The sequence below is a fragment of the Microbacterium sp. Se5.02b genome (assembly GCF_019464375.1).
Lineage (GTDB): Bacteria > Actinomycetota > Actinomycetes > Actinomycetales > Microbacteriaceae > Microbacterium.
The window spans coordinates 2,914,989-2,938,644 of sequence record NZ_CP080491.1 but is presented as its reverse complement, the minus strand read 5'-3'; the positions used below and the strand labels follow the sequence as shown (position 1 = coordinate 2,938,644).

The 23,656-nt window shown below is 69.0% G+C and carries 20 protein-coding genes, 1 tRNA gene and 6 pseudogenes; 12 read left to right on the top strand and 15 right to left on the bottom strand.

Features of this window, described 5'->3' with window-relative positions; all coding sequences use genetic code 11:
- Positions 1 to 41 precede the first annotated feature (41 nt).
- Complete coding sequence (locus K1X59_RS14460) at positions 42 to 1,502, bottom strand: helicase-associated domain-containing protein (protein ID WP_220173531.1); 1,461 nt, start codon at positions 1,500 to 1,502, stop codon at positions 42 to 44.
- 10 nt (positions 1,503 to 1,512) lie between these two features.
- Positions 1,513 to 1,788 (bottom strand): multidrug ABC transporter ATPase, encoded by a 276-nt coding sequence (locus K1X59_RS14455; protein WP_183150569.1) that lies wholly within the window; start codon positions 1,786 to 1,788, stop codon positions 1,513 to 1,515.
- Between the two features lie 119 nt (positions 1,789 to 1,907).
- Between K1X59_RS14455 and K1X59_RS14450 the strand changes: the two genes are divergently transcribed.
- Together K1X59_RS14450 and K1X59_RS14445 are read left to right on the top strand one after the other, a co-directional pair.
- Positions 1,908 to 2,288 (top strand): cold-shock protein, encoded by a 381-nt coding sequence (locus K1X59_RS14450; protein ID WP_050722660.1) that lies wholly within the window; start codon positions 1,908 to 1,910, stop codon positions 2,286 to 2,288.
- A complete protein-coding gene (locus K1X59_RS14445) occupies positions 2,272 to 2,895 on the top strand; it encodes a DUF3027 domain-containing protein (protein ID WP_183150568.1) in 624 nt (207 codons plus the stop codon). Before K1X59_RS14450 ends, K1X59_RS14445 begins: the two co-directional genes overlap by 17 nt.
- 10 nt (positions 2,896 to 2,905) lie before the next feature.
- Here K1X59_RS14445 and serC read toward each other — a convergent pair.
- Positions 2,906 to 4,017, bottom strand: a pseudogene (gene serC / locus K1X59_RS14440) (phosphoserine transaminase).
- 101 nt (positions 4,018 to 4,118) lie between these two features.
- On the opposite strand from serC, the pseudogene K1X59_RS14435 reads away from it, so the two are divergent.
- From K1X59_RS14435 to K1X59_RS14420, 4 genes and pseudogenes are all read left to right on the top strand, one after another.
- Positions 4,119 to 4,818 (top strand): annotated as a pseudogene (locus K1X59_RS14435) (iron dependent repressor, metal binding and dimerization domain protein).
- 361 nt (positions 4,819 to 5,179) lie between these two features.
- The gene (locus K1X59_RS14430) at positions 5,180 to 5,917 is read left to right on the top strand and encodes a M23 family metallopeptidase (RefSeq protein ID WP_183150565.1); all 738 of its coding nucleotides are present in this window, start codon (positions 5,180 to 5,182) and stop codon (positions 5,915 to 5,917) included.
- A 310-nt stretch (positions 5,918 to 6,227) separates the two neighbouring features.
- Positions 6,228 to 6,725, top strand: a complete 498-nt coding sequence (locus K1X59_RS14425; protein ID WP_220173530.1) for an HNH endonuclease — start codon at positions 6,228 to 6,230, stop codon at positions 6,723 to 6,725.
- 48 nt (positions 6,726 to 6,773) lie between these two features.
- A tRNA-Arg gene (locus K1X59_RS14420) sits at positions 6,774 to 6,847 on the top strand.
- Positions 6,848 to 6,887: 40 nt separating this feature from the next.
- On the opposite strand, the pseudogene K1X59_RS14415 reads toward K1X59_RS14420, so the two are convergent.
- From K1X59_RS14415 to idi, 7 genes and pseudogenes are all read right to left on the bottom strand, one after another.
- Positions 6,888 to 9,073: pseudogene (locus K1X59_RS14415) on the bottom strand (MMPL family transporter).
- A 32-nt stretch (positions 9,074 to 9,105) separates the two neighbouring features.
- Positions 9,106 to 9,997: pseudogene (locus tag K1X59_RS14410) on the bottom strand (prenyltransferase).
- A complete protein-coding gene (locus K1X59_RS14405; protein ID WP_183152852.1) occupies positions 9,994 to 10,335 on the bottom strand; it encodes a lycopene cyclase domain-containing protein in 342 nt (113 codons plus the stop codon). The pseudogene K1X59_RS14410 and the gene K1X59_RS14405 overlap by 4 nt, the downstream one beginning before the upstream one ends.
- A gap of 383 nt (positions 10,336 to 10,718) precedes the next feature.
- A pseudogene (gene crtI, locus K1X59_RS14400) lies at positions 10,719 to 12,266 on the bottom strand (phytoene desaturase family protein); the annotation flags it as partial.
- The gene (locus K1X59_RS14395) at positions 12,263 to 13,171 is read right to left on the bottom strand and encodes a squalene/phytoene synthase family protein (RefSeq protein ID WP_183150564.1); all 909 of its coding nucleotides are present in this window, start codon (positions 13,169 to 13,171) and stop codon (positions 12,263 to 12,265) included. The gene K1X59_RS14395 and the pseudogene crtI, both read right to left, overlap by 4 nt.
- Positions 13,168 to 14,250: a polyprenyl synthetase family protein gene (locus K1X59_RS14390; RefSeq protein ID WP_220173528.1), complete on the bottom strand. Its 1,083-nt coding sequence runs from the start codon at positions 14,248 to 14,250 to the stop codon at positions 13,168 to 13,170. Before K1X59_RS14390 ends, K1X59_RS14395 begins: the two co-directional genes overlap by 4 nt.
- Positions 14,251 to 14,253: 3 nt before the next feature.
- Complete coding sequence (idi, locus tag K1X59_RS14385) at positions 14,254 to 14,775, bottom strand: isopentenyl-diphosphate Delta-isomerase (protein WP_183150563.1); 522 nt, start codon at positions 14,773 to 14,775, stop codon at positions 14,254 to 14,256.
- Positions 14,776 to 14,850: 75 nt separating this feature from the next.
- Here idi and K1X59_RS22515 point away from each other — a divergent pair, with 75 nt between their 5' ends.
- Together K1X59_RS22515 and K1X59_RS14380 are read left to right on the top strand one after the other, a co-directional pair.
- On the top strand, positions 14,851 to 15,012 hold the full coding sequence (locus K1X59_RS22515; protein WP_309491586.1) for a hypothetical protein: 162 nt from the start codon (positions 14,851 to 14,853) through the stop codon (positions 15,010 to 15,012).
- Positions 14,976 to 15,458, top strand: coding sequence for a MarR family transcriptional regulator (locus K1X59_RS14380; RefSeq protein WP_309491585.1), 483 nt, complete (start codon positions 14,976 to 14,978; stop codon positions 15,456 to 15,458). The genes K1X59_RS22515 and K1X59_RS14380 overlap by 37 nt, the downstream gene beginning before the upstream one ends.
- Positions 15,459 to 15,485: 27 nt before the next feature.
- Here K1X59_RS14380 and K1X59_RS14375 read toward each other — a convergent pair whose 3' ends face one another.
- The 3 genes from K1X59_RS14375 to K1X59_RS14370 form a co-directional block, all read right to left on the bottom strand.
- Positions 15,486 to 15,848 (bottom strand): Lsr2 family protein, encoded by a 363-nt coding sequence (locus tag K1X59_RS14375; protein WP_183150562.1) that lies wholly within the window; start codon positions 15,846 to 15,848, stop codon positions 15,486 to 15,488.
- A gap of 80 nt (positions 15,849 to 15,928) precedes the next feature.
- The gene (locus K1X59_RS21680) at positions 15,929 to 16,096 is read right to left on the bottom strand and encodes a response regulator transcription factor (protein ID WP_244632053.1); all 168 of its coding nucleotides are present in this window, start codon (positions 16,094 to 16,096) and stop codon (positions 15,929 to 15,931) included.
- A complete protein-coding gene (locus K1X59_RS14370) occupies positions 16,021 to 16,785 on the bottom strand; it encodes a GAF domain-containing protein (RefSeq protein WP_244632052.1) in 765 nt (254 codons plus the stop codon). The genes K1X59_RS21680 and K1X59_RS14370 overlap by 76 nt, the downstream gene beginning before the upstream one ends.
- A 112-nt stretch (positions 16,786 to 16,897) precedes the next feature.
- On the opposite strand from K1X59_RS14370, the gene K1X59_RS14365 reads away from it, so the two are divergent.
- Together K1X59_RS14365 and K1X59_RS14360 are read left to right on the top strand one after the other, a co-directional pair.
- Entirely contained in the window at positions 16,898 to 17,245 is a 348-nt protein-coding gene (locus K1X59_RS14365) for a DUF485 domain-containing protein (RefSeq protein ID WP_183150561.1), read from the top strand.
- Positions 17,242 to 18,879: a cation acetate symporter gene (locus tag K1X59_RS14360; RefSeq protein WP_183150560.1), complete on the top strand. Its 1,638-nt coding sequence runs from the start codon at positions 17,242 to 17,244 to the stop codon at positions 18,877 to 18,879. Before K1X59_RS14365 ends, K1X59_RS14360 begins: the two co-directional genes overlap by 4 nt.
- Before the next feature lie 82 nt (positions 18,880 to 18,961).
- Here the strand turns inward: K1X59_RS14360 and K1X59_RS21675 are convergent, their stop codons facing one another.
- Both K1X59_RS21675 and K1X59_RS14355 read right to left on the bottom strand, forming a co-directional pair.
- Positions 18,962 to 19,177 carry a methylated-DNA--[protein]-cysteine S-methyltransferase gene (locus K1X59_RS21675; protein WP_244632051.1) on the bottom strand — a complete coding sequence of 72 codons (216 nt, stop codon included), beginning with the start codon at positions 19,175 to 19,177 and terminating at the stop codon, positions 18,962 to 18,964.
- Entirely contained in the window at positions 19,078 to 19,473 is a 396-nt protein-coding gene (locus tag K1X59_RS14355; RefSeq protein ID WP_258567265.1) for a methylated-DNA--[protein]-cysteine S-methyltransferase, read from the bottom strand. The genes K1X59_RS21675 and K1X59_RS14355 overlap by 100 nt, the downstream gene beginning before the upstream one ends.
- Positions 19,474 to 19,702: 229 nt before the next feature.
- Between K1X59_RS14355 and K1X59_RS14350 the strand changes: the two are divergent.
- Together K1X59_RS14350 and K1X59_RS14345 are read left to right on the top strand one after the other, a co-directional pair.
- Positions 19,703 to 23,369: pseudogene (locus K1X59_RS14350) on the top strand (AAA family ATPase).
- Positions 23,362 to 23,577 (top strand): hypothetical protein, encoded by a 216-nt coding sequence (locus K1X59_RS14345; protein WP_183150559.1) that lies wholly within the window; start codon positions 23,362 to 23,364, stop codon positions 23,575 to 23,577. The pseudogene K1X59_RS14350 and the gene K1X59_RS14345 overlap by 8 nt, the downstream one beginning before the upstream one ends.
- Positions 23,578 to 23,656 lie beyond the last annotated feature (79 nt).

The following is a 23,656-nucleotide window of genomic DNA, read 5'->3' as shown; positions in this document are numbered from 1 at the left end:
GGCGTCGGCATCCGGCCCCTGGTGAGACCTCAGGCGCTCGATCAGGGGGTCAGATCCGAGGCGTCGTCGTGGGGTGGAGCCGCCGGCGGCGCGGGGTGCCTCTCCCGCACGAGCAGGGCTCCGTCGGCGCCGACCAGCGTCGCGGGGTACCGGGCGTCGGTGAGGGCCCAGTACACCGTCTCGCGGCTGACGCGTGTGGTGAGCGAGCCCACGTGCGCGGTGAGAGCGAGTGGGCGGAGGGACTGATCGACGGCCATCGCGTCGATCAGGTGCGAGTCGACGCTCTCGATCCGGGTTCGTCCCGTCTCCTCATCCGTCGACACGCGGACGAGACCGTGCCGCTGCGCCGTCTGTGAGAGCAGGTAGGCGAGAGGCTGCGGGATGCCGGTCAGCGACAGCCCACCGAGGAACTCCAGGATCGACGCTTCGGTCTCGCCGGCGACGAAGGCGTGCGCGACCGATTCGGCCGTGAAGCGATACGACGAGGCCTGGGCCGCCGACTCCCGTGCGGCGATCGTGCGCAGCCGCACGTCGAGCGCAGGCGCGAGGGGACCCGGCGCGATCGCAGTGAGATCGTTCTGCAGGAAGATCCGGTCGACCTCGGCAGGAAGAAGGCGCGCCAGGGCGCTCGTGTCCGTCGCGCCGCCCTCGCGCAGGCCGACCGCCCATTCGGGCTCGGTGCCGTCCTCAGCGATGAGTCCGAGCAAGCGGGCGGCATCGTGCAGCATGCGGGAGTGCTCCGACCACGCCGGATCCCAGGGGTGCGCACCGCTCCACGTCTCCGGCGGGATCCATCCGCCACTCGGCGATCGGACGCCGCGTGGCAGGGCGTCCCGATACGCGGTCGCCAGCACGCTCCATCGGGCGACGGCGGGGGAACGCAGCCACTCCTCGGCGGACTGACTCGTCCGCAGCCGGCGGTCCGCCATCACGGCGAGTCCGGCTTCCACCGCGATCGACACGAGAGTGTCGACGATCTCCGTCGGAACCCCCGCCTCGGCGAGCTGCCGTTTCTCCCCGGCGTTCACCCCGCCTCCGGTCAGCAGCGCGAACGGGCTCTCCCGCGCGATGAGGAGCAGATCTGCGAGTACCGACACCGTGGTGAACGCACGCTCCGCCGCGTGGGCCGCCGCGGTCTCGGAGGAGCGCGACACCGTCGACGAAGTCGTGGTGAGGGCGTCCGCCGAGCGCCCCGCGACGGCGGTGACGACGGGCGGGTACGGGGTGCCGTCGGGGCGGAGCAGGGCGAGCGCCGTCAGCCGCTCGCGCTGAGCGCCTGCTCCGCCACCCTGCGCGGCGTCGAGCAGAGACGCGGCCTCTGCGCCGGTGAGCGTCGGCAGCGCCTTCGCCAGCGACGCGGGGTCGAGCAGCGACTCCGCGGCATCGAAGAAGTCCTGCCATGCGGCATCCGGTCTCACGCGACGCGCGTGGAACAGGCGACGGAGCTCGTCATCGCTCGCCTCGGCCAGCCAGTCGGCCAGCGGTCGTGCGTGCGTGCTCATGCGCGGTGCCTCACGAACGCGAAGACGCTCGTCCCTTTCGGATGAAGCTCATCGTGAGAAGCACGATGATCATCAGGAAGGCGAGGGGGAGGCCCCAGTAGGGGATGGCCGCGATGAACGGCCACGCTCCCTCGCCGAAAGCGGCCTGGTCCATGCCGACCGCCGTGCCGATGATGATGGCGAAGAAGCACACCACCGATGCCGCGGCGATTCCGAGCGCGGTGAACGCCAGGATACGATCCAGCCGGCGGACGGGAACCTCCGGTTCGGAATTCTGCGTGCTCATCCGTCTCAGCCTACTCGCACCGGGGGCTTCGGCTCGGCGGGCCGCGCGACCGGTAGGCTGGAGGAGCGCGCACGAGCGCGGCATTGTTCTGCACACGACGATCTCAGCGAGGTTCTCCCATGCCCACCGGCAAGGTCAGGTTCTACGACGAAGACAAGGGTTTCGGCTTCATCGCCAGCGATGACGGCCAGGACGTCTTCCTGCACGCCTCTGCGATGCCTGCGGGCACCGCGGTGAAGGCGGGTGCGCGCGTGGAGTTCGGCGTGGCCGATGGAAAGCGCGGTCTGCAGGCGCTGTCGGTGCGTGTGCTCGAGGCGCCGCCCAGCCTGTCCAAGGCGAAGCGCAAGCCTGCCGATGACATGGCCATCATCGTCGAGGATCTGGTGAAGCTCCTCGACGGCATCGGCGGAGACCTTCGCCGCGGGCGCTACCCCTCATCCGGACACGGCCGCAAGATCGCTGCCGTCCTGCGCAAGGTCGCCGATGACCTCGAAGCCTGACGCCGACGCCCGTCTCATCGGCGCCCACGACCTCGCGCTGGCAGCACTGCGGGAGATCACTCCTGCCTCCAGCATCGGCCCCGCCGCCGGATACCTCCCCGAGGAGGACGGTTCGGTCTCATTGCGGTTCGAGAATCGTCTCGCCGGTTACCCCGGATGGTATTGGACGGTGACGGTCGCGCGGGTGGATGACGAAGACCCCACCGTTCTCGAAGTCGAACTCCTGCCGGGCGATGGTGCGCTTCTCGCACCGGAGTGGGTCCCGTGGGCCGAGCGTCTGGCCGAGTACAGGGCGCATCAGGCCGAACTCGCCGAGGCGGCCGCGGCTGCCGACGACGACACGGCCGCCGACGACGACGCGGTCGATGAACTCGTTGTCGACGACGATGACGACCTCGACGACGACGACCTGGACGATGACGGCGAGCCCGACATCCTGCACGCGGGCGATCTCGACGGTGTCGACATCGACGAGCTCGACGACTCGGAGCCGGACGACGAGTCCGACGATGACGAGTCCGACGATGACGAGTCCGACGACGACGAGTCCGACGACGACGAGTCCGACGACGACGCCGACGAGGCCGATCCCGACGACGAGGAGTGACCCCGGGCGCTCAGGCGCCCAGGTTCTCCAGCACGTAGTCGATCGCCCGGGTCAGCTGACGCACGTCGTCGGGCTCGATCGAGACGAAAGTCGCGACGCGCAGCTGATTGCGGCCGAGCTTGCGGTACGGCTCGGTGTCGACGATCCCGTTCGCCCGGAGCGTCTTGGCGATCGCCGCCGCATCGACGCTGTCGTCGAAGTCGATCGTCGCGACGACAGGCGAGCGGTGCGCGGGATCCGCGACGAACGGAGTCGCGACCGACGACGCCGCAGCCCAGTCGTACAGCACGGAGGAGGACTCCGACGTCCGTGCCGCCGCCCAGGCGAGGCCGCCGTTGTCGAGGATCCAGCGGAGCTGGCTGTCCAGGAGGTGCAGCGTCGTGAGCGCGGGGGTGTTGAGCGTCTGGTTGAGCCGCGAGTTGTCGACAGCGTTCTTCAGGCTGAGGAACTCGGGGATGTAGCGGCCGGACGCGGCGATCCGTTCGATGCGGTCGAGTGCGGCGGGAGAGACGACGGCGAACCAGAGCCCGCCGTCCGAACCGAGGTTCTTCTGCGGGGCGAAGTAGTAGACGTCGGCCTGTGCGGCGTCGAAGTCGATCCCGCCCGCCGCGCTGGTCGCGTCGATGACGGTGAGCGCGCCGTCCGCGGCGATGCGCTGGACGGGGGCGGCGACACCCGTCGAGGTCTCGTTGTGGGGCCACGCGTACACGTCGATGTCGGCGCCGACCTCTGCGGAGGTCAGCGAACCCGGCTCCGCCTTGCGCACGTCGGGTGCCTCGAGCCACGGCGCGCCGGCCGCGGCGGCGAACTTCCCGCCGAACTCCCCGAACACGAGGTTCTGGCTGCGACGCTCGATGAGGCCGAATGCAGCAGCGTCCCAGAACGCGGTCGAACCGCCGTTGCCCACGATGACCTCATAGCCCTCGGGGATCCGGAACAGCGTCGCGAGCTGCTCCCGCACGCTTCCGACGAGGTTCTTCACGGCGCCTGCCGGTGGGAGGTGCCGAGGATGGACGCCCCCGAGGCGAGCAGCGCGTCGAGCTGCGCGGGGCGCACCTTCGAGGGACCGCAGCCGAAGCGGCCGTCAGCGGGCAGGAGGTCTCGGGGAATCTCGATCGCCATGGGTTGATTCTAGGGTGCTCCCGGCATGTCGCCCGACGCGCGGCGGGGCCGATGTCCGCCCGGGAATGTAGGCTTGCCTAAGAACCTCGGAGGGCCTGCACATGACCGATCTGATCGACACCACGGAGATGTACCTCCGCACCATCCTCGAACTCGAGGAGGAGAACATCGTGCCGCTGCGCGCGCGCATCTCCGAGCGCCTCGGACACTCCGGCCCGACGGTCTCGCAGACCGTGGGGCGGATGGAGCGCGACGGTCTCGTCGTGGTCTCCGAGGATCGCACTCGAGCTCACCGATGCCGGTCGCCGCAAGGCCGTCGACGTGATGCGCAAGCACCGCCTCGCCGAGCGCCTGCTCTCCGACGTGATCGGCCTCGACTGGGCCTTCGTGCACGAAGAGGCCTGCCGGTGGGAGCACGTGATGAGCGAGCAGGTCGAGCGTCGCCTCGTGGAACTGCTCGGGCACCCGACGGAGTCGCCGTACGGCAATCCGATCCCCGGCCTCGACCAGCTCGGCGATCTGCCCGCGCGCACCTTCGACGAGGGGGTCATCGGTCTCGTGCAGCGGTTGAACGCGGCGGGCGAGCCGGTCGAGGGGACAGTGCGTCGGCTCGCCGAGCCGGCTCAGGTCGATCCCGAGCTGCTCGAACAGCTGCGCGATGCGGGCGTGGTGCCCGGCGCGCACGGCGATTTCCGCTTCAGCGAGGGGTACGTCCTGATCCAGATGGACGGGAAGGAAGACGGCCTCGAGCTCCCGGTCGAGCTCGCGTCGCACATCTTCCTGGTGGGCGAACCCGCCTGATCAGCTCCCTCGTTCCCGGAGCAGGGCGATGCGTCGTCCACGCTCCCGAGACGCCTCTCCGAGGATTGTCAGGTTCCTGGGGTGACATGATCGTTATCTTCCGGTAACCTCGGTCGAGTCGTCAGCGAAGAAGCCCGCGGGCGACACACCGCGAAGATCCGCCTTCCAGGCTCGTCGTCTTCACGGCAGGAATGCACAAAGTACCCGAGATACATTCGTGCCACGAGAGCAGAGTGCCGACGAGCCAGCGCAACCCGAACGCGCGAAGGCCCAGGAGGACCACGTTTTGGCCGCAGACATCGAACCGCCCGCGAAGAAGACATCTGAAGACCGAGTACCAGCCCGTCGAACGGGCGCGCGGGTGAACGCTCGCAAGGCTGTCAAGCCGCTCCGCTCGATCGCCATCTTCGGGGCCGTCGGTGCACTCGTCGCCGGAATCGCGCTCCCCGCGTTCGCTTCGCCCAAGCCGACCGAGGCCGCGACCACGACACTGCAGCAGCTCGCGGCGGTCGACGCGCAGTCGCTCGTCGTCGCTTCGCAGGCCACGGCGGCGCCGCTGAGCCGCGGAACATTCAGCGCCACGACGCCGGAGGAGATCGCGAAGAAGAAGGCGGAAGAAGCTGCGGCTGCTCGTGCGGCCGCTGCCTCCACGGCGTCGACGCAGCAGTTCAACTCCGCCGGCTACGCGCTCACCTCTCCCGGTTCCGGAGAGGTGCGCTATCCGCTTCCCATGGGCTCCTGGAACGTCAGCCGCACCATCGGCGGCGGCCACAACGGTGCCGACATGCTCGCTCCTGCCGGCACTCCGATCTATGCCGCTGCTGCCGGCGTCGTCCGCGCCTCCGCGGAGAGCATCGGCGGGTACGGCGTCTGCGTGATGCTCGACAGCGTCATCGGCGGACAGCGTGTCCAGACGACCTACGGACACATGCTCTACGGCTCCCGCCAGGTGCAGGTCGGCCAGACCGTCGCGGCAGGACAGCTCATCGGCTACGTCGGCAGCACCGGTCGTTCGACCGCGAACCACCTCCACTTCGAGGTCTGGATCAACGGCGGACTCGTCGAACCGATGTCCTGGCTGTCGGTCAACGCCGGCTGAGCACCGGACACGCCTTCCTCCATTCACCCGCCGTTTCGTCCCGCATGCAGCTGGATGGGTTAGCCTGATCCCGTTGTCGTACAGGTGGGAGAGGCTGATGGAGCGAATACCGACCATCCGAACCATGGATGCCCTCGGTCGTCACGTCCTTCTGCATAGCCCGCAGGGAAGCCACGGCGTTGCCGTGCGCGAAAGGCGCTGTCTCTAGACGGCGCCTTTTTTCGTCCCTCGCGATCGTTCTCCCTCGTGCACGGCCTCGTGTGAGTCGAGAGTGCCGGGAAGCCGTCCCGGCGGATCGAGAGGATGACGAATGCGCACACTGGTCCTGAATGCCGGATACGAGCCGCTCGCGATCGTGTCGTTCAAGAGAGCCCTGGTGCTCGTGATGAACGACAAGGCGACCGTGATCGAACGCGTGGAAGAAGACCCCGTCTGGGGGACCCACGGCGTGTACGATCGTCCGGCCGTCATCATCCTCGCCCGATATGTCCGGGTGCCGAGCAGCAGACGGGTCCCCGTGACGCGGCGGGGAGTTCTTCGGCGCGACAATCACCGCTGCGGTTACTGCGGCAAGGCGGCATCCACGATCGATCACGTCCTGCCGCGCTCACGGGGCGGGGCGGACTCGTGGGAGAACCTCGTCGCGTGCTGCCTCCGCTGCAACAACGTCAAGAGCAACCGCACTCCGCAGGAGATGCGCTGGCAGCTGCGGTTCACGCCGAGACCGCCGCACGGCACCGCGTGGACCGTGCGGGGCACCGAGCGCAGCGACCCGCGGTGGGAGCCCTACCTGGCCCTCGCGGCGTAGTCCGTGTTGCCGAGGGCGCACGTCCCGGTCCCGTAGACTGGGGCGCGCGCCCTCGTAGCTCAGCAGGATAGAGCAGCCCTCTCCTAAAGGGCAGGTCGCAGGTTCGAATCCTGTCGAGGGCACTCCCGTGCGGTCAACTCCGCGTGGCGCCGGCCGCCGACGTCAATCCTCTCCGCGCCGCCACAGCTTCGACGGCCACCAGATCGCCTTTCCGATGTCGTACGTCAGGGCGGGCACCAGCAGCGAGCGGACGACGAACGTGTCGAGCAGCACTCCGAACGCGACGATGAACGCGAGCTGCACGAGGAACAGGATCGGGATCACCGACAGCGCGGCGAAGGTCGCCGCGAGGACCAGACCTGCCGACGTGATCACGCCGCCCGTGATCGACAGTCCGCGAAGGATTCCCTCGCGCGTTCCGTGCGCCTTCGACTCCTCCCGCACGCGCGTCATCAGGAAGATGTTGTAGTCGATGCCGAGCGCGACGAGGAACACGAACCCGAAGAGCGGGACGGCGGGATCGGCGCCGGGGAACGCGAAGATGCCGTTGAAGACGAGGGCCGCGACACCCATCGCGGTCCCGAACGAGAGCACCGTCGTCAGGATGAGCAGCACGGGCGCCAGGATCGAGCGCAGCAACAGCATCAGGATCAGCATGATGACCACGAGGATCACGGGGATGATGAGGTTGCGATCGTGGATCGAAGCGTCGTTCGTGTCCACCGAAGTCGCGGTCACCCCGCCGACGAGCGCGTCGATGCCGTCGAGCTCGCCACGGAGTTCGCGGACGGTCGACGCTGCCTCCTCCGAATCCGCGGCATCGGTCAGGGTTCCCTGCAGGAGCACCTCGCCGTCGACCGTCGTCGGCGCGGGTGCCGGTGTGCCCGGTGCGCCGACCGCACCGATCCCGTCCTCCGTCACCGGTGCCGTTCCACTGGGGAGTCGGCGGCCGTGACCGCGACGCCATCGACGCCGTCGTTCGCGAGCAGCACGTCGGCGGCATCCTGCAGCCGATCCTCGTCGACGATCACGTACACAGGGCTGCCGGAGCCGCCGGGGAAGTGCTCGCCGAGCGCCACCTGGCCGTCACGGGCTTCGGAAGCTCCGAGCACCAGGTCGGACTGCGGCACGCCGTCGGCGCGGAGCTGGGTGATGCCTGCTGCGCCCACCAGCAGCACGATGGTCGTGAGGATCCAGATCACCCGGGGGCGACGCTTGATGAGTCCGGCCAGTCGTGCCCAGAGGCCCGTCGAACGCATGCCGTGCTCGGCGGCGACGACCTCGGGCTCGAAGTGCGGGCGGCGCGGCCAGAACACCGCGCGACCGAACAGCAGCAGCAGCGACGGCAGCAGGGTGAGTGCAGAGAGCATCGCGAACACGATCCCGATGGCCGCGACCGGCCCCAGGGTGCTGTTCGACTTGAGGTCGCTGAGCAGCAGGCACAGCAGCCCGGCGATCACCGTCCCCCCGGAGGCGACGATGGGTTCGACCGAACCCTTCCAGGCAGCCATGAGCGCCGTGCCCTTGTCCTGTGCGATGCGCAGCTCCTCTCGGAACCGGGCGACGAGGAGCAGCGCATAGTCCGTCGCCGCACCGATCACGAGGATGAACAGGATGCCCTGGGTCTGGCCGCTGAGCAGCAGCACCTCGAACTTCGCGAGCCACCAGACCACGAGGAGCGCGACGCAGAGCGCGAACAGGCTCGTCGAGAGCACCACGAGGGGAAGGAGGAACGAGCGGTACACGAGCACGAGGATGACGAGGACCGCCAGGAGTGCGACGCCGAGGAGGAGTCCGTCGATGCCGGCGAAGCCCGCGACCAGATCGGCGCTGAATCCCGCCGGGCCGGTGATGTACACGGTCACGCCGTCGGGCACGGCACCGCGCAGTTCGTCGCCGAGGGCCGCGATCGCATCCGCGAGCTCGGCATCGCCGTCGATCGGGATGAAGGCCTGGACAGCGCGTCCGTCTTCCGAAGGCAGCGCCGGCGAGACGTCATCTGCCACCCCCTCGACGTCGGGGGCGCCGGCGACGGCATCCGAGATCGCGTCGAGCTCGGACGCAGTGAGCTCCTCGTCGGACGTGAACACGGCGATCGCGGGGATCGCGTCGCTGTCGTTGAACTCGCCCAGCAGCGCCTGCACCTTGGTCGCATCGGCGGACTCGGGGAGATAGGTGGTCTGATCGTTCGAGGAGACCTCGTCGACCTTGCCGAACAGCGGCCCGCCGAGCGACGCTCCGACCAGCCACACGAGGATCAGCGCCACGGGGATCAGCACGCGCACCCAGGAGTGGCGTCGCGAGCGGTCCCTGGTCGGCGGGGTCGGCGGGAGATCGGGGCGGGACATCGGGGTTCCTTCCGGGGGTCGGGTGTGCGCGGTCATGAGACCCACGCGAGGATGAGGATCATCGTCGCGAGAAAGCCGGCGACGTAGTTCAGAGCGATGAAGCGCCGCCACGCGCGGTTGGTCGACGCGGACGTCTCATCCGTGACGTTCCACCACGGGGCGGCGTTGACGAGGTAGGGCACGGCGAGGATCGCGGCGAGCGGCCCGGGCCAGGGCGTCAGCAGCATGGCCGCTCCGGCGACGGTCCACAGGCCCAGCGAGAGGCGCACGGTGGTGCGAGCCCCGATGACCGTCGCGATCGAGGAGATCCCCCTCGCGGTCCGGCCCGATGTCCTGCACAGCCCCGAACGCGTGCGCGGCCATGCCCCAGAGGAAGAAGGCGCCGAGCGTCAGCACCGTCGCGGGGGTGACCGGGGCTCCGGCCAGCGCGAGACCGACGACCGCGGGGCTGACGAAGTGCGTGCTCGAGGTGAGCGAGTCCAGGAACGGCCGTTCCTTGAACCGCAGTACCGGTGCGGAGTAGGCGATCACGGCGAAGACGCTCACGGCCAGCCAGATCCACGAGGCCGGGTTGCCCACGACCGCGAGGTAGACGAGGAAGGGGATGTTCGTCAGCGCTGCCGCCCAGAGCGTCGCGCGATGGATGCGCGGCGACAGGAGCGCGCCCTCGATGCCGCCCTTGCGCGGGTTGGCCAGATCGGAGGCGTAGTCGAACACGTCGTTGATCCCGTACATCGCGAGGTTGTAGGGGATGAGGAAGTACACGGCGCCGATGACGAGCGTGAGGTCGACCTCGCGCGTGCTGAGGAGGTAGGCGGCCGCGAAGGGGAAGGCGGTGTTGATCCAGCTGATCGGGCGCGAGGAGAGCAGGATCTGCGCGAGGTCGCCGCCGAGTCCCTGGCGCCCGGACGTCGGCGCGCTCATGCGGAACCCTCCTCGGTGCGGAGCGTTTCGTCGCGGCGCGTGCGGCGGGAACGCAGAGCCGTCCACAGCGCCGGGAGCAGAAGCACGGCGGCGACCGGATAGGCGAAGTCCTCGATCGGCGCCAGGCCGATGTGCACGCCGGCGAGGTGATCGGGCGAGTAGTGGAACAGCCCCGACGCGATCATGACGGTGTCGAACACGGCTGTGAGCAGCAGCAGAGCGAGGGCGGTGAGGCCCAGCGCCGCGGCATCCGGGCGCCGCCGCGTGACGATGGCTGCGAGGGTGCCGCCGAGCGCGGCGACGGCCAGGAACGCGGTCGACAGGGCGAGATAGGTCATCGTCCCCCTCCTGTCTCGACCGACCGAGCGCGACGGTGCCCGAGGAGGCGGGCGGCACCGGTGTAGAGGACCATCGTGCACACCACGAGGAACGCCAGGAACACCGGTTCCTCGAGGGGAGTTCCGGTGCGAGCACGATGCCGGAGGCGATCGGGCCCTCGCCGCGGAAGAAGATCCCGCTCGCGATGCCCGCGACGTCCCACATGAGGAAGAAGACGACGCCCACGGCGGTCACGATCGCCGCCGTCACCGCGTCGCGCCAGAAGAACAGGCGGAACCGCCAGTCGAGCAGGAGCATGCAGCCGAGCGAGAGCAGCAGGGCCGTGAGGTAGATCGCACCCATCAGCGCTCCGCCGCCGCGCCGACCTTCGCGGGTTCCTCGAGGGGACCGGGGAGTGATCGCCGCGCACCCTCTTCAGCACGATCTCGGCGCTGATCAGGCACATCGGCACACCCACACCCGGTGCGGTCGTGCTGCCGGCGTAGAACAGGCCGCGAACGCGGCGAGAGGCGTTCTGCGCGCGGAACATCGCGCTCTGCGACAGGATGTGCGCGGGGCCGAGCATCCCGCCGCGCCACGAGCGGTAGTCGTCGCGGAAGTCCGCGGGGCCCCGGGTCTCTCGCACCACGATCCGCTCGCGGAGGTCGGGGATTCCCGCCCACTCGGCGATCTGCGCGATAGCGGCATCGGCGGTCCTCTCGATCGCCGGAGAACCGGAGCCGTCGGTGCCGCCCCCGCCGAGCTCGACGTCCGCGGGGACCGGGATCAGCACGAAGAGGTTCTCGTGATCGGCCGGGGCCGCCTCCGGATCGGTGGCGCTCGGCCGACAGACGTAGATCGACGCCGGGGAGGGGACGGACGGGGACGCGCCGAAAATGGCGTCGAAGTTCGCATCCCAATCGTCGGTGAAGAACAGCGAATGGTGCGGGAGCTGCGGCAAGGGGCCGCGAACCCCCAGCATCACCAGCACTCCACCGGGTCCACTCGTCCGCCGTGCCCACCATGATTCGGGGTACGACTGCAGGGCGGGGGGCAGAAGGGCGGTCTCGGTGTGATGCAGGTCGGCGGCCGAGACGACGATGTCGGCGCTCTCGAGATGCCGGTCGCCCGATCCGTCGCGCCACTCCACACCCGTCGCCGTCGGGGCGCCGTCGACATCCTCGGTGCGGATACCGACGACGTCGGCCCCGGTCACGATCCGTGTGCCCGCGTCGCGCGCGAGCGCCTCGATCCGCTCCACCACGTGCCAGAAGCCGCCCTGCGGGTAGCTGACGCCCTGATCGAGATCGAGCGCGCTCATCAAGTGGTACATCGCCGGAGCGGTGCGCGGGTCGGTGCCGAGGAAGACGGCGGGATACCCGAGGATCTGACGGACGACCGGGTGCCGGAAGCGGCGGGCCGCGAACGCCTGAAGCCGCGTGCCCAGCAGCGCCGAGAGACGGGGCAATGCGCGCAGAACGTCAGGAACGGCGAGAGACCGCATGCGGGTGAAAGGGTTGTAGAGGAAGTACTTCTGCGCCATCGTTCCGGCATCCTGCGCGGAGTCGAGATACGCATCGAGCGCGCTCGTCGAACCCGGCTCGAGGTTCTCGAAGAGTCTGGTGACCGCCTCGCGACCTGCGGGCACGGTCACCGGGTCGTCCCCGGACTCGGGGGAGCGGAAGACCCGATACCCCGGATCGAGCTGCACGAGGTCGAGCTGCGCGGCGGTCGAGGTGCCCATCATCGCGAAGAAGTGGTCGAAGACCTCGGGCATCAGGTACCACGACGGGCCGGAGTCGAACCGGAACCCGTCGCGCTCGATCGTGCCGGCTCGTCCGCCGACCCTGTCGTTCTTCTCCAGCACGACGACCTCGTGGCCGTCCTTGGCGAGGAGTCCGGCCGTCGCGAGGCCGGCGACGCCGGCTCCGATCACCACGACGCGGCTCATCGGTCGCGCTCCAGGGCCGTGATGATGAGCGCGCGGGAGGCGAGCGCGGCCTTGAGGGGGTCGGGAACGCGCACGCGCCGGCGGTAGAGCACCTCGACAGGGGTGCGCGCGACGCGACGGGTCAGAGCCGCGAACAGGGCCAGTGCGCTGCGGACGGCCGCACGGGCGTCCTTCGGCAGCAGCGGGATCGCTGCGCGGGCGTCGGCAAGCTGCCGCGTGATCGTCTCGACCCAGGCGTCACGCTCGGCGTCGGTCAGCCGCTCGGCTCCTCCCAGGTATCCGCGGTGCAGACGGTCGGTGTCGTCGGCCAGATCACGCAGGAAGTTCACGTTCTGGAACGCGGCTCCGAGCTGTCGGGCGCCGTGCCGGAGGGTCACGAGCTCATCCGGCGTGCGCTCGGCACCGCGCAGGAACACCTGGAGACACATGAGTCCGACGACCTCCGCCGAGCCGTGCACGTACATCGCGTGCGCGGCGGAGTCGTAGGCGGCGAAGTCGGAGTCCGCGGCGATGTCGGCACGCATGGACGCGAAGAACGGATCTGTCAGATCCTCTCCGATCGCGCATTCGCGAGCCGTCCGGGCGAACGCGTGGAGGATGAGGTCGCTGCTGTAACCGGTGCGCATCGAGCGGTGCGTCTCCGCGATGTACGAGTCGAGCGCTGCCGATTGGGCCGAGGCATCGAGACCGGCTTCTGCCGCGACCCCGTCGACGATCTCGTCGGCGATGCGCACCATCGCGTAGATGTTGCGGACGTGCTGGCGGTGGCGGCCGCCGAGAAGGCGGGTGGCCAGGCCGAAGGACGTCGAGTAGGTGCGGATCACGTCGGTCGTCGCGATCTCCGCCGTCCGGCTGAAGCGCTGCAGGGCGGCCCTGTCGGGGCCGCCTGAGGGAGTGGCGGTCATTCGCTGCGGCCCTCGATGCGAGAGGCGAGCTGGAGGATGGTTCGTGCGGCGGCGGTCGACAGGGTTCCCTCGGTCTCGGCCTCGGCGAGCACGGTCGATGCGGCGGTCAGCTGTTCCTGCACGAGGCCGCGGACGAAGTCCTCGGCGCCGCACTCACGCAGCCGATCGCGCATGTCGGCGGCGTCCGGCTCACTGAGCTCCGGTGTGCCGAAGCGGAGTTCGATGCTGGGCCAGTGCCCCGTCATCCTGGCGTAGGCGATGATCGCGGTCTCCTTGCCTTCACGGAGGTCCGAGAAGGGGTCCTTGCCATGCGCCTCCGCGTCGCCGAACACCGAGAGCAGGTCGTCCTGCAACTGGTACGCGAGTCCGAGATGGCGCCCGATCTCGGTCAGGTGCTCTTCCGCGGCCGGTGTGGCCTCCGCGAGCACGGCGGCCGCACGCAGGGGGAGCACGAAGGAATAGGTCGCCGTCTTGTAGGCGCTCGTGGCGAGGATGGTCCGCAGGTCGGGAGTGACCACCCCGTCGCTCAGAGCGACATCGGTGTGCTCGCCGGCGACGGTCTCGAAGATGGTCTGCTCCAGCAGGGCCAGCAGCCGCCGACGCGTGTCGGGGCTCGCTTCGGCGCGGGCGAACCCGAGCGTGGCGGATGCCAGCAGCAGATCTCCGAGCAGGATCGCGCTGGAGCGGGCCCAGTGCAGGACCGACTCGGCGGGGTCGGTGGCGTGCCGTTGCGCGAGTGCACCGATGAGGTTCGGGCGACGGCGGCGGAAGAGATCTCCGTCGATGACGTCGTCGTGCAGCAGGAAGGCGAAGTGGAGGAGCTCGACATCGACCGCGATGCCGATGGCACGGTGCGTCTCGACCTCTGTGAGTCCCGCCGGCGTCAGGGCGCGGAGGAGGTCGATGAACAGCCGCGGGCGGAGGAGCTTGCCGCCGGTCGCGTGCTCTGCGGCGGTCTGCCACAGTGCGACGAACTCCGCTCCGTACCGCTCGGCCGCCGTGGCACGCTCGGCGAACCGGTCGCGCAGGACCTCCTCGATCCGTGTTCCGAGGTCTTCGACCGTCACCGTGCCGGACATGGGTCAGACCTCGCCGAGACGGCGCAGCAGGGGAAGCTGCTCCACCAGCCACGGGCTGAAAGCGAAGGGTGCGGCGGCGACGGCTTCGATGAAGGGCGGGATCTCGACCCACGCCCACTCGGAAACCTCGTCCGGATCGGCGGTCGGTTCCGTCTCGACGACGGCGACGTGCACAGGACAGATCTCGTTCTCCACGATGCCGCTCGCATCGACGGCCCGGTAGCGGTAGTCGGGGAGCGCGAGGCGCACGTCGTCCAGCCGCAGACCCAGTTCGTCGACGGCACGTCGTCGAACCGCGTCCAGCATCTCCTCGCCAGGGCGCGGATGTCCGCAGAAGCTGTTCGTCCAGACGCCCGGCCAGGTGAGCTTCGACAGGGCGCGACGGGTGACGAGCAGTCGTCCGTCCCGATCGAGCACATAGCAGGAGAACGCGAGGTGGAGGGGAGTGTCGGTGGTGTGGACCTCGCTCTTCGCCAGGACGCCGACGGCGGTCCCGTCTTCGGCGAGGAGCGTCACGTCGTCCATGGCGTCCTCTCGTCGTTTAGCTAACCAAGTGAGTAATCAACTTAGCATGAAACTGTTCGTGTGTAACATGATCGCATGGACAGCGCGCGCGGCACCACCCCGCCCTCCGGCGCGCACGCGACGTCGGACGGGCTGAGCCACGCGGCCATCTACGACGTCGAATCCAGCGACCCGCGCAGTACGCTCATCGATCGCACGGGGTGCCTCCCGAAGACCTGCGGCAGATCGCGCGGCTGATGGAGGCGCTCGGCAATCTCAGAGACGCCGAGCAGCGGCTGTCCCAGGCCTCGCGTCGATACATGCAGCTGAACGAGACGGACATGCGCGCATTGCACTACCTGATCGTGTGCGCCAATCGCGAGCTGGTCGCCACGCCGAGCGGCATCGCCGGCCACCTCGGTGTCTCGACGGCGGCCACGACGAAACTCCTCGACCGGTTGGAGCGCGGCGGACACATCCAGCGCGCACCCCACCCCACGGACCGACGGGCGCTCGCGATCACGATCACCCCGGAGACCCGGCATGCGGCCATGGAGACGGTGGGGCGGCAGCAGGCGAAACGGTTCTACGCCGCAGCGAGACTGACGCCGGAGGAGCGGGACGTCGTGATCCGATTCCTCGCCGACATGACCGAGGAGATCACCCTGCGCGACGAGGCCTGGTTGCCGAAAGACGAAGGGTAGCGGCCCTCCTCCGCTCCGGCGTCTCTGTCAGTGCGCGGCGCGGTACGCCTCGAGCACCGGTGCAGGAATGCGGCCGCGTTCCGAGAGGCTGTAACCGTTCTCGTTCGCCCACGCACGGATCGCGGCGACTTCGGGATTGCGTGCCGGTCGTTTCCGAGGCGACGCCGAGCGTGCACTGTTCGACGAACGTGCGGTTCCCGCCGAGCCGGCACGTCGGCCCGCGGAGATATAAGGTTCGAGCGCGTTTCGCAATTCTTCCGCGTGCTCGGTATTGAGGTCGATCTCGTATGATGCCCCGTTGAGCGAGAAATGCACGGTTTCGCCTTCGCCGACCTCCAGGACGCTGCCATCGATATCGTCGACCAGCTGATGCACAATTCGTCTCGCCATGAAAAGGACTTTACTCCCCCGATCGGAATTGCGACAACCGCGAAATGCTCGACCCGTCGTAATTCGACACCGGCGATGTCTCAGGGGAGGAGACCGGCACGGCGGGCGCGCGTGACCGCCGCATGGCGCGTGGAGGCGTCGAGCTTCGACATCGCGGTGCCCAGATAGGCCTTCACGGTGCCCTCGCGAAGACCCAGTTGGGAGGCGATCTCCGCGTTGGTGGAGCCCAACGCGGCGCAGGCGAGCACGTCGGTCTCGCGGGGGAGAGGTGGACGGTCGATACCGCGCCCGTCGTCGCAGGCACCGCGTCGCCGGCCAACGTCAACAGGCGGCGCTCCACCTGGGAGATCCGCGCGCGGATGTCGGCGTCGTCGACGGACGCCGCGATGCTGCGCAGCTCGGCGAAGCTCTCGCGCAACTCCTCGCGCTGCGGAGGCGCGACGGTGTCGCCCGCGAGAAGTGTCGTCTGCAGGCGGCGCTGCACCTCGTCGCGGATGCGGAGCTCGTCGGCGACCGACTGCGCCACCTGCATCGCCGGTGCGGTCGTGACGCCGCCGATCTGCTCCTCGTCCCATGCTCCCGCATAGAGGACGCCGCGGGAGCGACCCTGCACCACGATGGGCAGCGCGAGCAGCGTGCGAAGGCCCTCGCCCAGGACGAACACGTCGTAATCGTGGGTGATCTGCTGCGACGACCCGTAGTCGCTGGTCATACGCGGGCGCAGTTCGATCATCGCGCGTCCCCCGAGACCGCGCTCCGGGCGGACGCGCAGGCCGTCAAGCGACCGGGTCCGTGCGCCCACGATGCTCGTGACGCTCACGACGCCCTCTTCGATGAGGCCGCCGAAGGCGACGGGAAAACGTGTACGCCTGGCGAGCTCGCGCACCGCGTTGGCGACGAGCTCGGCCTCGGATTCGAGGGTGACCGTTGCGCTCAAGACGACTACCTACTTCCGGGGGTGACGACGCCGTTCCCCGTTTCGTAGCGTCGACCCTACCACTCGCGCGACGGGCTCGTGCGAGGACCCTGACATGTGGCAAGGAGGCCCCATGAGCGACCAGACGCACGCAGAATCGGACGGCGCGATCGACTACATCGCCGTCGAGCAGTCCCCGAGATTCCTCGCATTGAAACGCACTCAGAGATCCTTCATCTTCCCTCTCGCCGCGTTCTTCCTCATCTGGTATTTCGTTTATGTGCTGCTCGCGGCATTCGCGACGGAATTCATGGGACAACGCGTCTGGGGCGATATCACCGTCGGACTGCTGTTCGGACTCGGACAGTTCGTCACCACGTTCGCGATCACCATGGCGTATGTGTCGTTCGCGAATCGGAAACTCGATCCGCTCTCGGCGGAGATCCGTGAAGACCTCGAGAAAGCGCAGGCGCAGGCATGAACGGCATCCGCACCGCGACCGAGACCGTCGAACTCGAGATCAACCCGGTCCTCAACATCTCCATCTTCCTGGCATTCGTCGCGGTGACGCTGTTCATCGTGATCCGTGCGAGCCGCAACAACAAGACCGCCGCCGATTACTATGCGGCCGGGCGGTCCTTCACCGGACCGCAGAACGGATTCGCGATCGCAGGAGACTACCTGTCCGCGGCCTCTTTCCTGGGTATCTGCGGTGCCATCGCGATCAACGGATACGACGGATTCCTCTACTCCATCGGATTCCTCGTCGCCTGGCTCGTGGCGCTGCTGCTGGTGGCCGAGCTCATGCGCAACACGGGGAAGTTCACGATGGCCGACGTGCTGTCGTTCCGGCTCAAGCAGCGGCCGGTGCGGATGGCGGCGGCGATCACGACCCTCGCGGTGTGCTTCTTCTACCTGCTCGCGCAGATGGCGGGCGCCGGCGGACTCGTATCGCTGCTGCTCGGCATCGACGGCCGCCTCGGCCAGTCGATCGTGATCGCAGTGGTCGGCGTGCTGATGATCGTGTACGTCCTCATCGGCGGGATGAAGGGCACGACATGGGTGCAGATCGTCAAGGCTTTCCTCCTCATCGGCGGCGCGCTCGCGATGACGATCTGGGTCCTCGCGATCAACGGCTTCAGCCTGAACACCCTTCTCGAAGCGGCGGTCGCGAACTCCGATAAAGGCGACGCGGTGCTGAAGCCCGGTCTGCAGTACGGTGCGAACCCGTGGGACTTCCTGTCACTGGGGATGGCGCTCGTGCTCGGCACCGCCGGACTGCCGCATGTCTTGATGCGCTTCTACACCGTGCCGACGGCGAAGGAGGCCCGGCGCTCTGTGGTGTGGGCCATCTGGCTCATCGGCGGGTTCTACCTCCTGACGCTCGTGCTCGGCTACGGCGCGGGTGCGCTCGTGGGCGCCGACGTCATCGCTGCCGCTCCCGGCGGGGTCAACTCCGCGGCGCCGCTCCTGGCGCTCGAGCTGGGTGGTCCGGTCCTCCTCGGCTTCATCTCGGCCGTCGCCTTCGCGACGATCCTGGCCGTGGTCGCCGGCCTGACCATCACGGCCGCGGCCTCGTTCGCGCACGACATCTACGCGAACGTGATCCAGAAGGGCAAGAAGGATGCGGCAGGCGAGCCGGTCGAGGCGGACCCGAACGGCGAGGTCCGTGTGGCGCGGCGCACCGTCATCGTGATCGGAATCCTCGCGATCATCGGCGGGATCGGTGCGCAGGGACAGAACATCGCGTTCCTCGTCGCGCTCGCGTTCGCCGTGGCCGCCTCCGCGAACCTGCCGACGATCCTGTACTCGCTGTTCTGGCGACGGTTCACGACCCGTGGTGCCGTGTGGAGCATGTACGGCGGGCTGGGGTCCGCCATCCTGCTGATCATCCTGTCGCCGGTGTTCTCCGGCACCCCGACCTCGATGATCCCCGGGATCGACATCGCCGTCTGGCCGTTGAACAACCCGGGGATCGTCTCGATCCCCCTCGGATTCCTCCTCGGGTGGCTCGGAACGATCACGAGCACACGCAAGGAGTCCCCGGAACTGGCCGCCGAGATGGAGGTGCGCTCACTGACCGGCTTCGGTGCCGAGAAAGCCGTCGATCACTGACATCGGGGATCGGCCCTGACCATGGGGTGGAACGTGGACCCGGCGGCCTACTCGCCGGGTCCACGTCTTCCGTCGGCGCGGATCAGGCGGCCTCGAGGTCGAGGAGGAACCGCTTGCGTTCGGGATGTGCGCCGTAGTGCCCGACCGATCCGTCCGAACGCACCACCCGGTGCACGGGCACGACGATCGAGAACGGTGTCAGTCGACAGGCGGTGCCGACGGCGCGTGCTGCCCCCGGTGACCCGCGAGCACGGCGACCTCGCCGTAGCTCATCGTCTCGCCCCACGGAATGCTGCATATCGTCTGCAGAGCGGTCAGGGCGAAGCCCTCGGCCAGGCGCCAGTCCAGGCGGAGATGCTCCTCGAAGCGGACCGGCTCGCCGTCGAAGTATTCGTCGAGAAGACGCGCGAGGTCGTCGGCGGCGCCGGGGTCGGGTTCGGGAACGGCGTGAAGCTGTCGAGAGACTCCCTCGAGAAGCCACGGTACCTGCGGGTCTTCGGATTCGGAGAGATCGAAGCGCACGATGCCCTCGTCGGAGAACACCGCGAGGGCATCGCCGAAAGGAGTCGGAGCGAAGTCGTAGCGGAAGGTCATGTCACCATCCTGACCGGAGGCGCCGACGGCCCGGCACGCTGATCCCGGGCCGGGTGGAGAACGTGAGCGGACCGACGGTCGGGCAGGAGGAGTGGCGAGAGCCCGTCCGGAGCGGAAATTCGGCGGAAACCCGCCCGGGATACGCTCCCTCGCCGGGTCGCGCGCCTAGGGTGTCAATGTGTGGCGACGTGAAGAGAAGTCTGCGGATGGCACAGCGGCCGACGCTGCTGTGTCGATCAGCGATCTGCACGAGACCGCGACCGGTGTCGAGATCGCACATGCCGCAGAGGCCGAGCGCACCAGGCTCAGGGCGGAGGCGGCGGACTTCGGCGGGCCGTCGCCCCTGGTCAGCTTCCGCGACGGGCCCGAGTCGGGCATCGACATCTCGAAGGCGCATCCGGGCAGCCTGCCGCAGTTCATCACCGGGAAGTCGACTCTCCTGTCGAACCTCTTCCGTGACGAGGTCGGACTGCGCACGGCACGGCTGGCCGCGGAGCGGATCACCGCGAAGAACACCGAGTTGCGCACCGTGCGGGGGATCGAGGCTGTGCACCTCGCCGTCGGCGTCGCTCGCTGGCGCATCGGCGGAGCGGGCTTCGCCGCGCCGGTGCTGTTGCGCCCCTGGCGATCCGCCGCCACCACTCCGACTTCGAGCTCAAGCTCCAGGGCGCCTTCGAGGTGAACCCCGAACTCGTCCGCATCGCCCGTGAGCACTTCGGTCTCTCGATCGATGCCGCCGCGCTCGCCGCCCTCGCGTATGACGGCGGCATCTTCAAGCCGCAGCCGGTCATCGACAGCCTGCGTGCGATGACGCGCTCGATCGACACGTTCTCGGTGGAGCCGCGTCTCGTGGTCTCGACCTTCGCGGACGTGTCGGGCGCGATGTCACGGGACGGCGGGAGCCTGGACCACGTCCTCCTGAACGCGCTCGGCGGCCACGTGGGCGACCGGGAACGCGTGACCGCACCGCGTGCGACCCCGCACCACACCGGCCCGGACGATCGCTCGCCGGCGTCGGACAATCTTCTCCTCGATGCCGACGCCGAGCAGGAAGCCGTGCTCGCCCGCGTCGCCGCAGGGCACTCTCTCACGGTCGCGACGCTCCCCGGCACCGGGGGACGCAGACTGTCATCAATGCGCTCGGGGAGCTGGTGCGCGGCGGGAAGCGGGTCCTGGTGGTCTCGGCACGTCGGTCGACTCTCGACGGTGTCCGCCACCGGCTCGCCGGCATCGGACTCGACAGTCTCGCCATCTCTCCCGCGAGCGTGCGGCGCGACCTGGTGAGGGCGATCGGCCGGAACGAGAAGGCCGTCGCGCCGAAGGTCGGCGATGTCGACGACGCCCTCGTGCGTCTACGCACCGTGCTCCGTGACTATCGACAGGCGCTCACGGCTCCTGTCGCCGGAATGGATGCCTCGGTCCTCGACGCGACCCGCCACCTCACGAGGCTCGCCTCGCTCCCGATCCCGCCGTCGACCACCGCGCGCCTCGGCACCGACGCGCTGCGTCGCCTCGCGGCAGATCGCAGCGAGGCTGCCCAGGCGCTCGCCCATGCCGCCCGACTCGGTGAGTTCCGTTTCGGCCCCGATGACTCGCCGTGGTACGGCGTCACATTCTCCAGCACCGAGGCGGCACGGGCCGCGCATGAGCTCGCCGGTCGACTGCATTCGAGCAGCGTTCCCGCCCTCCTCGAACGAGGCTACGAGCTCATCGCGCAGACGCACATGCGACCGTTCGCGACGATCGACGAGCTGGGGGAGTACCTGCGCCTGCTGCAGGGTATCCGTGACTCGCTCGATCGGTTCAGCCCCACCGTCTTCGAGCGGCCCCTCGGCGAACTCATCCAGGCGCACGGTTCGCGCCGTGATGCCCCTGGACTCTCGGGAGCCAACCGGCGGAGGCTGCGTCGTCTTGCGAAGGAGTACGTCCGTCCGGGCGTCCACGTGACCGAGATGCACGAGTCCCTGCTCCGGATCCAGGCGCAGCGCACGCAGTGGCAGCGCTGTGTCGAGGCCGGGGTCGCACCGGAGATCCCGCTCGGCCTCGCCGATGTATACGTGGCCTGGCAGCGTGTCCAGGCCGAGCTCGCCGAACTCGATGTCGCCCTCGGACGTCGTGAGCCCCTCGCCTCTCTCCCGGTCGCGCGCCTCGTCCGCACCCTGGCAGGACTCGCTGCCAAGTCCGACGTGTTCGAGAACCTCGTGGAACGCGCGCAGCTGCGCGATCGGCTGGCCCTCCTCGGCCTTGAGCCGCTTCTCGCCGAGCTGTCGGTGCGTCACGTCGCGGAGTCGCAGGTCGGAGAAGAACTCGAGTTCGCCTGGTGGCAGTCGCTCCTCGAGCGGGCGCTCCAGGACAACCGCGCCCTTCTCGGCGCGAACACCGCGGTCGTCGACCGGCTCGAACGCGACTTCCGGCTGGTCGATGAAGCGCACGCGGCGATGGCGGGTCCGCTCCTCGCCTGGCAGCTCGCGAATCAGTGGCGGATCGCGATCGTCGACGAGCCGCAGCAGTCGCAGCATCTCCGTCGTGCGCTGACGCAGCCGGGCGCGACCACGGCGCAGATCGTCAGCGCAGCCCCCACACTCGTCGACGTGCTCGCCCCCGTGTGGATCTCTTCGCCGTATCTCGTGCCTGAGATCCCGGAATCCGTGGAGTTCGACACCGTGCTCCTGGTGGATGCCGCAGCGATCAACCTCGCCGAGGCCGCGCCGGCCATCCGTCGAGCACGTCAGGTGGTCGCGTTCGGGGACCCGGTGACGCAGCGCCCGACGCCGTTCGACATCGCCGTTGACCCGGAGGAGTCCTGGGAGGCCGAGGTGCCGTTCGACGACGTGTCCGTCTTCGAACGGCTGTCCGAGCTCTTGCCCGTGATGACATTGACCCGCAGCTACCGGGCAGGCGGGGAAGACCTCGCGGAGCTGATCAACGACGCCTTCTACGGAGGCGAGATCGTCTCGCTGCCCTGGGCGGGCTCGTACCTGGGTCGCGGCAGCCTCTCCGTCGACTACGTGGAGGGCGGGACGGGAACGCCCGACCCTGTCTCCGGCGCCGTCGAGAGCCCGGATGCGGAGGTCGCCCGCGTCGTCACCCTCGTCGTCGAGCACGCCGTGCACCGCCCCGCCGAGTCGCTCATGGTCGTCACGGCCAGCGCCCGGCATGCGGAGCGTGTGCGTGCCGCCGTCACCTCGGCGTTCGCCGGTCGGTCCGATGTGGCCGACTTCGTCGGCCGCGACACGGCGGAGCCCTTCGCGGTGCTCACCCTCGAGGAGTCGGTGGCCGAGAGTCGTGACCGCGTGATCTTCTCGCTGGGCTTCGGACTCACCAAGCACGGCCGGGTCCTGAGCGACTTCGGCGATCTCTCGACGCCTGACGGCGAACGACTGCTCACGGTCGGCATGACGCGTGCGCGACGTTCCATGGTCCTGGTGTCGTCGATCCGCCCGTCCTCCTTCGACGACGGGCGCCTCGAGCACGGTGCAGCCACCCTCATGTCGATCCTCGGCGGCCTGGCTGCGCGCAGCAGGGACGCCCGACTGGAAGACCTCGCGGATCCCCTCACGCTGGCCTTGGCGCGAGAGTTGCGACGTCTCGGCGCCTCCGTGGATGTCGACTACCGCGGGTTGCTGCCGCTGGTCGCCCAGCATGCGGGCAAGGCGGTCGTGATCGAGTCCGACCCGGAGTCTCGCGGCGAGTCGCTGCGGGAGACCCTGCGGCTGCGCCCGCATGTGCTCCGTCGCCTCGGTTGGCACTACGTGCGCGTGCACGCCTTCGATCTCTACAGCGACCCGGCCACGGTGGCCACCCGCATCGCCGCCGTGCTCGGGATCTCCGACACCGCTCCGCGCGCGGAGAACGACACCCAGCCGATCGACATCGTCGACTCGCAGAATGACTGACGACTCCGAGTCCCCCTCACCGCGTCAGCGTGTGGTGCGGGTTCCCGGTTCGCGTCGCGCCCGCCTGACCCCGGTTCCCGGCAGCGATCCGGAGCCGGAGGCGAGCAGCGGCGACGAGTCGACACTGACGGTTCCTCCGCACCGGCCGAAGGGCCCGAAGGGGCCGAACGACGACCAGCTGCTCCAGGACGTCCCGCCGCATTACTGAGGCGTCGATGCGCACCTCCGCGCAGCGGAAGACGCACGGACCCTCGCGAGAGGACCGTGCGTCTTCCGGTGCGACGGAG